Source organism: Pseudoalteromonas sp. CR1 (genome assembly GCF_019392235.1).
Taxonomy (GTDB): domain Bacteria; phylum Pseudomonadota; class Gammaproteobacteria; order Enterobacterales; family Alteromonadaceae; genus Pseudoalteromonas.
In genome coordinates this window covers 568,480-583,247 of the sequence record NZ_JAHXRM010000001.1, presented here as the reverse complement: position 1 = coordinate 583,247, position 14,768 = coordinate 568,480, and the positions used below count along the sequence as shown (strand labels likewise).

Below are 14,768 nucleotides of genomic sequence, written 5' to 3'. Positions count from 1 at the left end.
TAATTTAAAGAGGGAAAATAGGGACTTAAAAACCTATGGTTATAAACATATTAACGCTTAATTTTATCTATATGTGCCAACCAAAGGGCCCTGTATTGATCAGAAAGCGTGATCTGCTGATATTCTAGAATTGACCAGTCTTTACTTGGTTTGTAGGCTACACCGCCAATCTGGCAGCTTTTACTTTTATGCCAGCCATTTGGTGATTTTTCTCCTTTTTTTGCAATATACAAGTTAGGAGCAACTAAACCTCTCCTTTTACACAACCACGCTTGCTTAGACTTGGGTAAAATATATTCATCTTCAAAGCCATTAAAGTGCATTAGCTCGTGCAAAAAAATACCATAATTAGCGCCTGAATTTAATTGCATAACACCACGGCTAACATTAGCACTTCCATATTTGGACATCATCACAACAAAATCAAATTTTCTTAAAAGCTGTTGATTTATTAACGCTGATTGCCAATCACAATTAGCCGCTTTACTCATGCTATTGCTGCATTTTAAAGCACCTGCCACATATACTGGTTTACTAAAACAAAAAGCGCCCGGTCTTGGTTCAGGTTTTTTATTATAGGTTTTTATTAATGCCGACAACTTATAAAGTCCACTTCGATGATCGCTCATCGTTAAAACATTAAACTGGCATTTTTTATTTGCCAAAATATTAGAGTCTAACGATAAAAACTCCAATGAATGTAAAAATGGCTTAGGGATCTGTGTGTGAATAACACCATGGTGTAAATTAAAATGATTTAATACAAAACCAGGCTTAAGGTACCCTAACGTGTTTAATATATTAAGATCGCCCCATTGCTCAGTAGCGAGTAGTTGCTCCGATAAGTTAGTAATCTGAGCATTATTTATATTGGGTAAACTTGCACGCCAAAATAATTTAGCAGCTTTGATCTGTTTTACCTTGAGCAGATGTAAAGAATACTCGTATTGCGCAGTAGGAATTTGATGCCTAGCAAGTAGGCCAAGGGTGTTTTTAGGCAGCTTATTTATACGTGCTAAAAAGTAGTGTGGAAATTGCCAATATAATTGTAACGGATTGGCCTTGGCATTTAATACCTGCCAAAAACCAATACCGCCATAACTGTTACTCGACCCTGCTATTGATAAGCTAAAAAGTAACGCGATTGTTGCTCTTAACACACTAACTTGCGTCTGCTTCCATTAACAGCTCAAGTTCTAAACGTGCATATTTGTATTCTATGAACTCATGTACGTTGGTAGACAGTGCCAATCTAAAATAATCCGCAGCAACATAGGTATCACCTGCAGCTTGATGTAGCTTAGCTAAGTAAAAATAAGCTTCGCACAAACGTTGTGCATATTCTTGCTCTGACTTAACGCCATCGCTAACGCCAGATAAAAATGCATGCTCACTCATATCACCCGCAAAAAGTGAAATTAGCTGATAAGCCCATTGTGAGTCATCAAGCGCTTTAGAATTGGTTTTTAGTTCGGCGAGCGCTGAGTCTTTATCTAATTTAGCTTGTGCTAAATAAACCCACAACACACGGTAAGGATCATTGGGAGAACGCGCTAAAAATTGGCTAAAATCGGTCTTTGCAATACTAGGCCTATCGCCATAGTACAATGCAATGCCCCGGTTTAAATAAGCATACTCATGTTCTTCATCAAGCTCTAAAGCAGAATCAAAAAGCTCATACGCTTTTTCGTATTGCTGCATTAATGTATGTTGAATACCTAAAAAGTTATAAACTTCGGCTAAGTCTGGCTTAAGCTTTACAGCACGGTTGAAGTCAATACGCGACAATGTCGTCATACCTAAGCTGTCAAACAGTACTCCCCGATCATAATATAATTTAGCTTGTTGCTCGGGTGTTAAATCAGCTCTGTTGAGTAACTCAGAATAACGCGCAATGGCTATTTCACTACGAAAGTCAGACGCTAATGGTGCTGTAAAAGGCACATTCACCACTGGTGTTGGTTCTGATTGAGTTGTTGTTTGGCAAGCGCTTAAAGACAAAATAGCAAAAGACGCCAAAGCAATGTGTTTGAATATCATTAAAATCCTTAATACCAAGGTTGGTAGCTCTAAGACTGACGACGACCAATTTGGTTCATAATCACATATACACTGTATATCATCGTAAGTAATCGAACCTCCTTGAATAATCTTTGTTTAAATTCAAGTTCCTCATTAAAGCATAAAAAAAGGGGCTAAACAGCCCCCTTTTATATTATCCAGTAAATATCTGGATTAAGCATTAGCAATTACGCGTCAGTTGGCGCATCAGCTGCTGGTGCAGCAGATTCCATTGCTTCTTTAATACTTAGACGTACACGGCCTTGGCGATCTACTTCTAGTACTTTAACTTTAACTTCTTGACCTTCGCTAAGGTGGTCAGCAACGTTATTAACGCGCTCAGTACTAATTTGAGAAATATGTACTAAACCATCTTTACCAGGAAGAATGTTTACGAACGCACCAAAATCTACGATTCGTACAACTTTACCTTCGTAAATAGTACCTACTTCAAGTTCAGCTGTTAGTTGCTCGATACGGCTGATTGCATTTGCAGCACTTTCACCGTCAGTAGCGGCAATTTTAATTGTACCGTCGTCACCAATCTCAATCGTTGTACCTGTTTCTTCAGTAAGTTGACGAATAGTAGCGCCACCTTTACCGATAACTTCAGCGATTTTCTTCTGTGGAATTTTCATTGTGTAAATGCGTGGAGCAAACATTGAAAGCTCTTCAGAAGGAGCAGAAATAGCTTCGTCCATAACTTCTAAGATGTGTAAACGTGCTGCTTTTGCTTGTTTAAGCGCAATTTGCATGATTTCTTGCGTGATACCTTCAATTTTAATATCCATTTGAAGTGCAGTAATACCTGCAGCAGTACCCGCTACTTTAAAGTCCATGTCACCTAAGTGATCTTCATCACCTAAGATGTCAGAAAGAACAACGAATTTCTCGTCTTCTTTTACTAGACCCATCGCAATACCTGCAACAGATGCTTTAATTGGCACACCTGCGTTCATCAGTGCAAGTGAAGTACCACATACAGACGCCATTGAAGATGAACCGTTTGATTCAGTGATTTCAGATACTACACGGATTGAGTAAGGGAAATCTGTTAGCGTAGGCATAACTGCTGCAATACCACGCTTAGCTAGGTTACCGTGGCCGATTTCACGACGCTTAGGAGAACCTACAAAACCTGTTTCACCTACACAGAATGGAGGGAAGTTATAGTTAAGCATAAAGTGGTTTTTGTGTGTGCCAGTCAAGTCATCGATTAACTGTGAGTCACGCTCTGTACCAAGCGTAGCCGTAACTAATGCTTGAGTTTCACCACGTGTAAAGATAGCAGAACCGTGAGTACGCGGTAATACGCCAGTCATTACGTCTAGTGCGCGGATCATATCTGGTTCACGACCATCGATACGCTTTTCGCCTGCAGCGATACGGCCACGAACAATTTTCTTCTCAAGTGAACCGAATACCTTACCCACTTCTTGCTTATCAAGCGTTTCGCCTTCAGCAAGCTCGCTTGATAGTGCTTCGATAACTGCATCTTTAGCTACGCCAAGTGCTTCTTTACGCGCTACTTTATCAGTGATACGGTAAGCTTCGCCTACTTTATCAGCAGCAAGTTCAGCTACTTTCTCTTCAAGAGATACGTTTTTCTCAGGTGCAGTCCAATCCCAAGTAGGCTTGCCTGCTTCTGCTTTAAATTCGTTAATAGCGTTGATGATAGCTTGAGATTGCTCATGGCCATATACAACAGCGCCTAGCATTACGTCTTCTGCAAGAACGTCTGCTTCAGATTCAACCATAAGTACCGCGTTATCTGTACCCGCTACTACTAAATCTAGTTGGCTTTCTTCAAGTTCTTTTAACGTTGGGTTAAGAACATATTCGCCACCAATGTAACCAACACGCGCAGCACCAATTGGACCGCTGAACGGGATGCCAGAAATAGCAAGCGCCGCAGATGTACCAATCATTGCAACCATATCAGGTTGGATCTCAGGGTTAACAGACACAACCGTTGCAATAACTTGTACTTCGTTAACGAAACCATTTGGGAAAAGTGGACGAATTGGACGGTCAATAAGACGTGCTATTAGTGTTTCACCGTCGTTTGGACGACCTTCACGCTTAAGGAAACCACCTGGGATGCGACCTGCAGCGTACATACGTTCTTGGTAGTTAACTGTTAGTGGGAAAAAGTCTTGGCCAGGTTGTGCTTCACGCTTACCAACAACAGTTACTAAAACTGACGTGTCGCCAATGCTTGCTAAAACTGCACCATCTGCTTGACGCGCAATTGCGCCTGTTTCTAGAGTTACAGTGTGTTGACCTAGTTGAAATTCTTTTATAATTGCTTGCACTTAAAATATCCTTTAAATCTAAATAAGTGTTCCATCAAAGTACCAATTACAGTACATAATTGTATTCAGTTGGAAATCAATTAAGTACTACAATTGGCAATGATGTTATTAACTGTAGATAAACCTTTTTATCTACGCGCATAGTATATACCAAAGCCACGTAAAAATGCGAGTCTAGCAAACAGTTTATAGTATGTATGTTTATCATCTAAATGGGTTGAATTAACGAGAAAAACTGCGCACAGCTTTATAGAAGACTTTTATACTAATCCGCTTAATAAAGTGATCTATTTTAAGAGTGGAAAAACGTGTAAATAACTAAGCAAAAAAATTGCTATTAAGTTGTTCTCAAAATAAATTTTTAACGCGAATAGTGACACGTTTAGCCCCGCAACATGGTTAAGTATTATTGCGGATTGGTGTAAATATTATGGCCAGTTACTAGTCGATGTTATTTTCTAAATTTCAGGCACAAAAAAAGGAGCTATAAAGCTCCTTTTCTCGTAATCAAGTTCTTAGCGACGTAGGCCAAGCTCTTGGATTAACGCAGTATAACGCGAGATATCTTTACCTTTAAGGTAATCAAGCAATTTACGGCGAGTGCTTACTTTACGAAGCAGACCACGACGTGAGTGGAAGTCATGCTTGTGATCAGCAAAGTGACCTTGAAGCTTGTTGATATCAAAAGTAAGTAATGCTACTTGTACTTCAGGTGAACCAGTGTCGCCTTCAGCACGTGCGAATTTAGCAATGATATCGATTTTTTCTTGATTGCTTAGTGACATAATAACTCCAAAAATTAAATTTAAAAGGTGTCTTAGCCGATCACTAATTCAGCCAAAACGATTAAGCGGGCGTATTCTAACAAGTATAAGAATAACTACAAGTTAAACTTTACTCTGCCTGCTGATTAGATAGGCCGCGCTTTGATTTTAAATGCCCGTCAGGATTTTTCTCACCAGTGCCTATAAACACGCCATCTGCTAAGACTTTTATCGCACCGTCTGGTAATTCTTTACCTAGCACCACAGCTTGACCATGGCTAAATGCAATGCCCTGCTCTTCACTTATCTCTACAACAGGTAAATCAACTAATGCTGTATCCATGGGTAGAAGCAGTTCATCAAGGTAGCTTGATGGCAAAATTTCTTCGTCTTTCGCTTTAGCTAATAACGACTCTAGTTGCTCGAGCGATACCATTTTCTCTGCAGGATAATGCCCAACAGCTGAACGGTGAAGCATAATTACATGAGCACCACAGCCTAAATTTTCACCTAAGTCATCAACAATAGTACGAATGTAAGTCCCTTTAGATACATGGGCCGTCATTTGTACTTCATTATTTGCTTCATCAAACTCATCAAGCGTTAAACTAAACACATTTATTTTTCTGCACTTTCTTGGAACTTCAATACCTTCGCGGGCATATTTATACAAAGGTTTTCCTTCGTATTTAAGTGCAGAATACATTGATGGATACTGATCCGATTCACCTAAAAACGCTGCAATTTCTTTTTTCAGCTGTTCTATAGTTACATTTACATCTCGTGTCTGAACTATTTCACCATCAGAGTCTGATGTTGTTGTTCTTTCACCTAATTTAGCGCGCACAACATAAGTTTTGTCAGTATCAAGTAAAAACTGGGTAAACTTAGTTGCCTCACCAAAACAAATTGGCAGCATACCAGTCGCTAGCGGATCAAGCGCGCCTGTATGCCCCGCTTTTTGAGCAAAATATATACCTTTTGCCTGTTGTAATGCTTTATTTGACGAAATGCCTTGCGGTTTGTTTAACAACAAAATCCCATCTATTGCACGGCCTTTACTGCGTCTTGCCATCGCTACATGCCTTCTTAACTGTCTTTATCGCCTGCTTGCTCGATATTGTCATCGTTATTTTGCGCTTCATCAACGCTGTCTTCATTGACATGTTTTGCGTTATCTTCTCTGATGATTGTGTCCACTAAGTTAGAGATACGCATCCCTTCCATTAATGAATTATCAACCACAAACTTTAGCTCTGGCATAATACGAGCACGAATACGCTTACCTAGTAACGAGCGAATATAGCCTGTTGCTTCGTTAAGAACTTTTGCGCTTTGCTTAGCTGCATCTTCATCTTTTGTATTGAACACCGTGATGAAAATTTTTGCATAAGATAAATCGCGCGATACTTCTACCGCAGACACTGTCACCATGCCTAAGCGCGGATCTTTAATTTCGCGTTGTAAAATCACAGCAATTTCCTTTTGGATTTGCTGGCCAACACGATCAGTGCGAGAAAACTCTCTCATGAAATTTGTCCTAAAAATGTAACTTATTGAAATTTAATAATAAGCTAATTAAGTTATAGATACACAAATGGGGGCTAAGCCCCCATTTATTAGTTTAGTGAGCTAACAATTATAAAGTACGTTGTACTTCAACTGTTTCAAATACTTCGATTTGGTCACCAACACGTACGTCATTGTAGTTCTTAACACCGATACCACATTCCATACCGTTACGCACTTCTTGAACATCGTCTTTAAAGCGACGAAGTGACTCAAGTTCACCTTCGTATATAACCACGTTATCACGTAGTACACGAATAGGCGCGCTGCGCTTAATAATACCTTCCGTCACCATACAACCGGCAATTGCGCCAATTTTTGGTGATTTGAATACGTCACGAACCTGAGCAAGACCGATAATTTCTTGCTTAAATTCTGGTGCAAGCATACCTGACATCGCTTGCTTAACTTCTTCAATTAAGGCGTAAATAACGCTGTAGTAGCGTAAATCTAAGTTTTCAGAGTCAATCACTTTACGTGCAGATGCATCAGCACGTACGTTGAAACCTACAACAATTGCGTTAGAAGCTGCAGCAAGCGTTGCGTCTGTCTCTGTGATTCCACCAACGCCAGAACCTACTATCTTCACTTTTACTTCGTCAGTAGAAAGCTTAGTTAGTGAATCAGAAATTGCTTCGATAGAGCCCTGTACGTCCGCTTTAAGTACCACGTTAACTTCTGAAACGTCACCTTCTGCCATGTTAGTAAACATGTTTTCAAGTTTCGCTTTTTGCTGACGTGCTAGTTTAACATCACGGAATTTACCTTGACGATATAATGCAACTTCACGCGCTTTACGCTCATCTTTAACTACCGTTGCTTCATCACCCGCTGCCGGAATACCAGACAGACCTAAAATCTCTACTGGGATAGATGGACCTGCAGACTTGATGTCTTTACCGTTCTCATCGCGCATTGCACGAACACGGCCATACTCAAGACCACACAATACAATGTCACCTTGGTTTAGCGTACCTGACTGAACAAGAATAGACGCTACTGGACCACGGCCTTTATCAAGACGCGATTCAATTACAACACCTGCAGCCATACCTTGGCTTGGTGCAGTAAGTTCTAATAGCTCAGATTGCATAAGTACAGCTTCAAGTAGTTCATCAATACCTAAGCCAGTTTTAGCTGAGATATGAACGTACTGCGTGTCGCCGCCCCATTCTTCTGGAATAACGTCTAGCTGTGCTAGTTCGTTTTTAACGCGATCTGGATCTGCGCCTTCTTTATCCATTTTGTTAACAGCAATGATTAAAGGAACACCCGCTGCACGAGCATGCTGTACCGCTTCTTTAGTTTGTGGCATTACACCATCATCAGCTGCAACAACTAGGATTACAATATCAGTCGCTTTAGCACCACGAGCACGCATTGATGTAAACGCGGCGTGACCCGGTGTATCTAAGAATGTGATCATGTTGCCGTTAGTTTCAACGTGGTATGCACCAATGTGCTGCGTAATACCACCGGCTTCGCCTGAAGCAACTTTAGCTGAACGAATGTAATCAAGCGTCGATGTTTTACCATGGTCAACGTGACCCATAACAGTAACTACTGGAGCACGCGGCTCAGACTTGCCATCTTCGTGGCGGTCATTTAGTACTGTTTGCTCTAATTCGTTTTCTTTAACAATGATAACTTTATGACCCATTTCTTCTGCTACTAGTTGTGCAGTTTCTTGGTCAATAACTTGGTTAATCGTAACCATGTCACCCATTTTCATCATTGTTTTTACAACTTCAGCGCCTTTAACAGCCATACGTGATGCAAGCTCAGCAACTGTAATTGTTTCGCTAATACGCACTTCATTTTTAACATCAGCCGTTGGTTTTTGGAAACCATGCTGTAATGAAGCAGGTGCTTTTAGCTTACCTTTTTTACCTTTAGACGCTGCAAACTTATCTTTTGCTGGCGCTTTTTTCTTCTTCTTCGCACGGCGTGAGCCTTGCTCTTCGCGAGCATCAGCTACATCTTCTGCTTCACGTGCGTAAGTTGAAGTCGTAAGGTGGTGATCTGCTGTTTCTTCACGCTTCTTACGCTCTTCTTCTTCTTTCTTCCAACGAGCTGAATTTTCTTCAGCTAGTTTTCTTGCTTCTTCTGCCTGACGTTTCGCTTCTTCTTCAGCTTTCTTCAATGCGGCCTCTTCTGCTTCTTTTTGCAGACGCTCAGCTTCGATGCGATCTTTCTCAGACTTAGCACTTTGCTCTGGGGTCATCTGCTTTTGTTTCGCTTTACGCTCAGCATCAGCTTTACGTTTAGCTTCTTCTTTGGCTTTACGATCAGCGTCTTCTTTCGCTTTACGTTCTGCCTCTTGTTTTGCCTTTAACTCAGCGGCTGCTTGTTCAGCTTTTTGCTGCTCTTCAAGACGCGCTTTTTCTTCAGCGGCTAAGCGTTGCTGCTCTTGCTCTTGTTCCATTGCGCTTTTCTTCACGTAGGTACGTGTTTTGCGAACTTCAACTTGAACTGCTTTCGCTTTACCTGTAGAGCCAGTCACATTTAGTGTGCTTTTGCTCTTACGTTGTAAAGTCATGCGTGCAGGGCCTTCAGAGCCCGTGCCACCATGTGACTTGCTTAAATGATCAAGTAACGTTGCTTTTTCTGCTTCAGTTACATTATCAGTTGCCTGCTTAGTGATACCCGCTTGCGAAAATTGCTGTAGCAATTTATCAACAGTTGTACCTATATCGCCGGCTAGTTTTTCAACATTTACTTCTGCCATAGTGTGTAATACCTCCGTTAATAAATTACTCGTCTGCAAACCAACAAATATTTCGTGCAGCCATTATAAGCTCACCTGCTTGTTCAGATGAAAGCTCTGTGATATCAACTAATTCGTCAATACCTTGTTCTGCCAAGTCTTCAAGTGTTACAACACCTTTGCTTGCCATTACAAATGCTAGGTGACGCTCTAACCCTTCAAGCGCAAGTAAGTCTTCAGCTGGCTCTGCGCCCTCTAAGCTTTCTTCTGTTTTAAGCGCTTTTGTTGTTAATGCATCTTTAGCACGTGAACGTAAAACGTCCACTGTCTCTTCGTCAAGACCGTCGATTTCTAAAAACTCAGAGGCTGGCACATAGGCAACTTCTTCAAGCGTTGAGAAACCTTCGTTGATAAGTAGTGTTGCAAACTCATCATCGATATCTAAATTTTCAGTGAATAAGTTAAGTAACTTATCTGATTCTGCTTCATTTTTGGTACGCATCTCGTCAACTGTCATTACGTTTAGTTCCCAACCAGTTAACTGGCTTGCTAAACGAACGTTTTGACCATTACGTCCAATGGCTTGTGCTAGGTTATCGGCTTCAACTGCGATATCCATTGAGTGAGTATCTTCATCTACTACGATTGAAGCAACTTCAGCCGGCGACATTGCATTGATAACAAATTGAGCTGGGTTGTCATCGTAAAGTACAATATCAACACGCTCACCACCAAGCTCAGACGAAACAGCCTGAACACGGGCACCACGCATACCTACACATGCGCCAATTGGATCAATACGCTTGTCATTAGATTTAACCGCGATTTTAGCGCGTGAACCAGGATCACGCGCAGCAGCACGAAGCTCGATCATTTCTTCGCCAATTTCTGGCACCTCAATGCGGAATAACTCCATCAGCATTTCCGGTTTAGAACGCGTTACAAATAATTGTGCGCCGCGAGCTTCTGGCTTAACTTCATATAAAAGACCACGAATACGGTCGCCTGGGCGGAAGTTTTCGCGTGGTAACATGTCGTCACGGTAAATAACGGCTTCTGCGTTGTTGCCTAAGTCAAGTACGATTGAATCACGCGTTGCTTTTTTAACAACACCTGTTACTAACTCACCAACTTGGTCTTTATATGCGTCAACCACTAAAGCACGCTCAGCTTCACGTACTTTTTGTACGATTACTTGTTTAGCCATTTGTGTGGTGATGCGGTCAAATTTGATTGAATCAATTTGCTCTTCAACAAAATCACCAAGCTGTAAATCAGGCTCTTCAACCTGCGCAGCTTCCAAAGTTATTTCGCTGTACGGGTTTTCTAATGACCCATCTTCTAAAACTTCAGCAATCTGCCAGCGGCGGAACGTGTCGTAATCACCTGTTTTACGGTCAATTGATACACGTACTTCAATTTCACCATCGTGTTTTTTCTTTGTCGCCGTCGCTAGTGCGAACTCTAATGCTTCAAAAATCTTTTCTTTTGGAACCGCTTTCTCATTGGAAACGGCTTCAGCAACCAATAATATCTCTTTTGCCATGGGTAATGCCTCGCTTGCCCTATTCCTTCGCACTCGAATTTAAAACTTTGCGATTAAATTCGCACGTTCTATATTACTAAGCATGATCAAATGCTCTACACCATCGCTTGATAGTGTGATCATATCGCTGCTAACTGCTATTAAGTCGCCTTTAAAATTTCGACGACCGTCTTGTGGAAGCTTAGTACGCACGCGTACTTCCTCTCCTTGCGCCTGCTCGTAGTGATCTTGTTTGAATAATGGACGATCAACACCAGGAGACGACACTTCCAAATCATATTCATTTGTAATTGGGTCTTCGACATCTAATATCGCACTAATTTGGCGACTAGCGTCCGCACAGTTATCAACTGAGATCCCATCCTCATGAGCAATATATACTCTTAAGGTAGAATGGCGACCCGCTTGTACAAATTCAAGACCATGTAACTCAAAGCCTAACATTTCTACCGCAGGCGTTAACATGGTTACTAAATCTTGTTCAAGTTTTGTCACGAAAATCCTCCATACAAACAAAAAAAGGGCTTATAGCCCTAAAATACTGAGTTTAAATTTTAATTTAATGACAAACGCCATAAATTAAGAAAGGTGCAGATACAACAACGCCCCGAACCAAGCGGGGCGTCACACCAATAAAGCATAAAACTGTGTGGCCTAGGGCCGAGCTTGGTTGCGAGTCAGTAAATGACCAAATTAAACTGCATTAGCTTAAACGCAAAACGCGCATTACGTAGAATGCGCGATATAAAATAATAAGTTTACACTTATTAGTAGAATTGGTTGCGGGAGCCGGATTTGAACCGACGACCTTCGGGTTATGAGCCCGACGAGCTACCAGGCTGCTCCATCCCGCGCCAATAGATATCAAACCTTGATTTAATATCGCTGTTAGTTGTTTTAAAACAGACTAAACAATGGCCGCTATTATAGGGATGTTGGGGATGATTAGCAACCATAATAACGAATAACTTTTTAAATATTGTGCCCAAAGACGCTAAACAAAATACTCATTATACCTATTAAAGGTATAGAGCTATTCTCGTTGATGTATGATTTACAGTTTAAACAGAGCAAATACAGTAAAAACGAATCAATAACCACTCTCATTTTTATTTTTAAATGTATAAAACTCAAAAAGTTATTTCATAATTAATACTTTTTCATCAAAAAAACGTGTGATTTTTGTTACGCAAACTATAATAATAAAAAAGAATTATAAAAATAAGTTTTTCCTTTCTGTGAGGCTATGATGAATTCACATAAATCCGTTTTGTTAAAAAGTCTTGGTATCATAAAACCAAACTTTCACGCATTTACTGCACGATTCCACAAAAAGCTCGAGCAATCTAATGTATCAATGAAGATACCGAGCGCTGAGCAATTTAACGAAAAAAGTTACATTTTATATTGTACCTTAGAGCGCATAATCAAAAATATAGATAACCCATCATCTGTTGCGCCATTTTTGAGTCATCATTTACAGTTTTTAAAAAAATTAAATATTCAGCAAAGTGATATAAAGCCCCTTACAGATATATTTTATATAACTTTAGTAGAGCACTTGGGTCGACTATTTAAGGAAGATACCCATTTAGCATGGCGTAATGTTCTGACCTATTTTGAACGCTTTACGAATGACACACTGTTTAATGTCTCTAATGTGGTTTGCTTAAGCGAACTTATGCAACAAAAGCGAAGTAATAATTAAAGTCGTTTTAGGGTCTGTTGACCTTTTAAGATTGAATTTGAAGCAGTCTGTTTGGTATTCAGGCAAGGCAGAGCTTGTGTAGTGCTGTTATTCCCCGTAAATTGGCGATAACGAAGCATTAATGCCAAACAGGCGCTGCCCGAGGGGTCTTCCTAAGGGCTATTCACGCTTTGTTGCCTACATGGACGCAAGTAGGGGCGTGAGCAGGACGCAGAAGCTTTGCTCGGTCTGTACTTATACTTACATGAATGAAAGCCAGTAGAATAAAGCAGGAGCAGTTATCGACTGCCCACTAGGTTAAACACCTCGCGCAGCGATTACCCCCCTAGTATGAACAAATCTCAACCCTAAAAGATCATCAACCCCTAATTAAACCCTCTAAAATTGATTTAATAATATAAATAGAACGTAAATTGTAAATTAAGTTGTTAAAAAACAGCGATCGGTTAGGCAAATACCTACGTATTAATTTTCATTTTTGGCTTTATTATGGCGGCTTATAAAACGCTAAGACTCATTTTAGGCGACCAACTCAACCCTTCTCATTCTTGGTTTAAAAATAAAGACGATGACGTCGTTTACCTTATTGCAGAATTAAAACAAGAAACCGACTACGTTAAACACCACATACAAAAGCTGTGTGCTTTTTTTAATGCAATGGAAAACTTTGCAACTGCGTTGAAATCAGCAGGTTTTAATGTCTTACACTTAACACTTGACGACACACATCAGGATGAAAACCTACCTGCACTGCTGAATCGTATTGCAAAAGAATATAACTGCACTTCTATAGAATACTTATACCCGGACGAATTTAGGTTAAAAAAGCAATTGGCTGATTTTGAAAAATCAAACGCAATAAATGTGTCAGCATATGACTCTGAACATTTTTTACTGCCTTTTGGCGATATTAAAGATCGATTCAAAAAAGATAAGCACGTAACTATGGAGCACTTTTACCGTGCTATGCGTAAGCAATATGATCTGTTGATGGAAGGCGATAAACCAGCTGGCGGTAAATGGAACTACGACAGCAATAATCGCAATAAATTTTCTAAGCAAGACTTAAAATCTATCCCAGAGCCTAAATTATTTAAAAACGATGTCAGTCAAATCCTCGCTCGTTTAAAAAAGCATGATGTAGCTTATTTCGGTGAAATAAATGTAGAGAAACTCGAATGGTCGACCTCTCGTAAGCAAGCCAAAGAATCTCTTGAATACTTTTGTAAATATTTACTTGTCAATTTTGGTAAATTTCAGGATGCAATGACAGATCAAAGTAAAGACAATACCAGTCTTTACCATAGCAGGCTCTCTTTTGCCCTAAACACTAAACTTCTTCACCCCTTGTATGTAATCAAACGTGTAATATCTGAATTCAAGCAACGGCCTGACGAAATATCACTTTCACAAGTTGAAGGGTTTACCAGGCAAATACTCGGTTGGCGAGAATACGTTCGTGCTGTTTATTGGGTAAACATGCCCGACTACGCGACTAAAAATCAACTAAAAGCCAATAATAAGCTACCTAAATATTTTTGGGATGGTAATACAAAAATGAACTGTTTGAGCCACTCGTTAAAGCAGAGCTTAGACACCGCCTACGCTCATCATATTCAGCGCTTAATGATTATTGGTAACTTTTGTTTACTCAGCGGGATAAACCCTGATGATGTTGATAACTGGTACTTAGGTGTCTACATAGATGCCATTGAGTGGGTTGAAATGCCCAACACACGTGGAATGAGCCAATTTGCAGACGATGGAATTATTGCTACCAAACCTTATGCTGCAAGTGGTAATTACGTCAATAAAATGAGCGACTACTGCAAAAATTGTCAATACGACGTGAGACAAAAAATGGGGGATAAAGCTTGCCCACTGAACAGTTTATATTGGCGTTTTATGCAAACACACCGCGAAAAACTAGAGAAAAACCCACGCATAGGCATGGTTTATAGAAATTGGGATAAGCAAGACGATGAATTACGCGAAGAGACACTTAATCAAGCTACACACTACATAAATAACATTGAGTCTTTATGACACAAAAAAGCCGCCTCAAAAGAGGCGGCCAAATAATCAGGGGAAAATAATG

General features: G+C 40.2%; 11 protein-coding genes and 1 tRNA gene. 2 read left to right on the top strand and 10 right to left on the bottom strand.

The features are described from left to right. Positions 1 to 50 precede the first annotated feature (50 nt). The 10 genes from KZZ04_RS02720 to KZZ04_RS02675 all read right to left on the bottom strand — a co-directional run bounded on the left by KZZ04_RS02720 (position 51) and on the right by KZZ04_RS02675 (position 11,816). Positions 51 to 1,160 (bottom strand): hypothetical protein, encoded by a 1,110-nt coding sequence (locus KZZ04_RS02720; RefSeq protein ID WP_219421718.1) that lies wholly within the window; start codon positions 1,158 to 1,160, stop codon positions 51 to 53. Between the two features lies 1 nt (position 1,161). Further along, positions 1,162 to 2,040, bottom strand: coding sequence for a lipoprotein NlpI (nlpI, locus tag KZZ04_RS02715; RefSeq protein ID WP_058403397.1), 879 nt, complete (start codon positions 2,038 to 2,040; stop codon positions 1,162 to 1,164). Positions 2,041 to 2,249: 209 nt separating this feature from the next. Continuing rightward, a complete protein-coding gene (gene pnp, locus KZZ04_RS02710) occupies positions 2,250 to 4,376 on the bottom strand; it encodes a polyribonucleotide nucleotidyltransferase (RefSeq protein WP_058552625.1) in 2,127 nt (708 codons plus the stop codon). Positions 4,377 to 4,891: 515 nt separating this feature from the next. Further along, complete coding sequence (gene rpsO / locus KZZ04_RS02705; RefSeq protein WP_004585888.1) at positions 4,892 to 5,161, bottom strand: 30S ribosomal protein S15; 270 nt, start codon at positions 5,159 to 5,161, stop codon at positions 4,892 to 4,894. 109 nt (positions 5,162 to 5,270) lie between these two features. Next, positions 5,271 to 6,215 carry a tRNA pseudouridine(55) synthase TruB gene (truB, locus tag KZZ04_RS02700; RefSeq protein ID WP_219421717.1) on the bottom strand — a complete coding sequence of 315 codons (945 nt, stop codon included), beginning with the start codon at positions 6,213 to 6,215 and terminating at the stop codon, positions 5,271 to 5,273. A 14-nt stretch (positions 6,216 to 6,229) separates the two neighbouring features. Then, on the bottom strand, positions 6,230 to 6,670 hold the full coding sequence (gene rbfA, locus KZZ04_RS02695; RefSeq protein WP_058403399.1) for a 30S ribosome-binding factor RbfA: 441 nt from the start codon (positions 6,668 to 6,670) through the stop codon (positions 6,230 to 6,232). A 109-nt stretch (positions 6,671 to 6,779) separates the two neighbouring features. Next, complete coding sequence (gene infB / locus KZZ04_RS02690) at positions 6,780 to 9,437, bottom strand: translation initiation factor IF-2 (protein WP_058403400.1); 2,658 nt, start codon at positions 9,435 to 9,437, stop codon at positions 6,780 to 6,782. Positions 9,438 to 9,462: 25 nt separating this feature from the next. Further along, the gene (nusA, locus tag KZZ04_RS02685) at positions 9,463 to 10,962 is read right to left on the bottom strand and encodes a transcription termination factor NusA (RefSeq protein ID WP_008128091.1); all 1,500 of its coding nucleotides are present in this window, start codon (positions 10,960 to 10,962) and stop codon (positions 9,463 to 9,465) included. Positions 10,963 to 11,001: 39 nt separating this feature from the next. Continuing rightward, positions 11,002 to 11,457, bottom strand: coding sequence for a ribosome maturation factor RimP (rimP, locus tag KZZ04_RS02680; protein ID WP_006793371.1), 456 nt, complete (start codon positions 11,455 to 11,457; stop codon positions 11,002 to 11,004). A 282-nt stretch (positions 11,458 to 11,739) separates the two neighbouring features. Continuing rightward, positions 11,740 to 11,816, bottom strand: a tRNA-Met gene (locus KZZ04_RS02675). 503 nt (positions 11,817 to 12,319) lie between these two features. Between KZZ04_RS02675 and KZZ04_RS02670 the strand changes: the two genes are divergently transcribed. After that, positions 12,320 to 12,670, top strand: a complete 351-nt coding sequence (locus KZZ04_RS02670) for a globin (RefSeq protein WP_235591400.1) — start codon at positions 12,320 to 12,322, stop codon at positions 12,668 to 12,670. Positions 12,671 to 13,159: 489 nt separating this feature from the next. Continuing rightward, complete coding sequence (locus KZZ04_RS02665) at positions 13,160 to 14,716, top strand: cryptochrome/photolyase family protein (protein WP_219421716.1); 1,557 nt, start codon at positions 13,160 to 13,162, stop codon at positions 14,714 to 14,716. Positions 14,717 to 14,768: the final 52 nt, after the last annotated feature.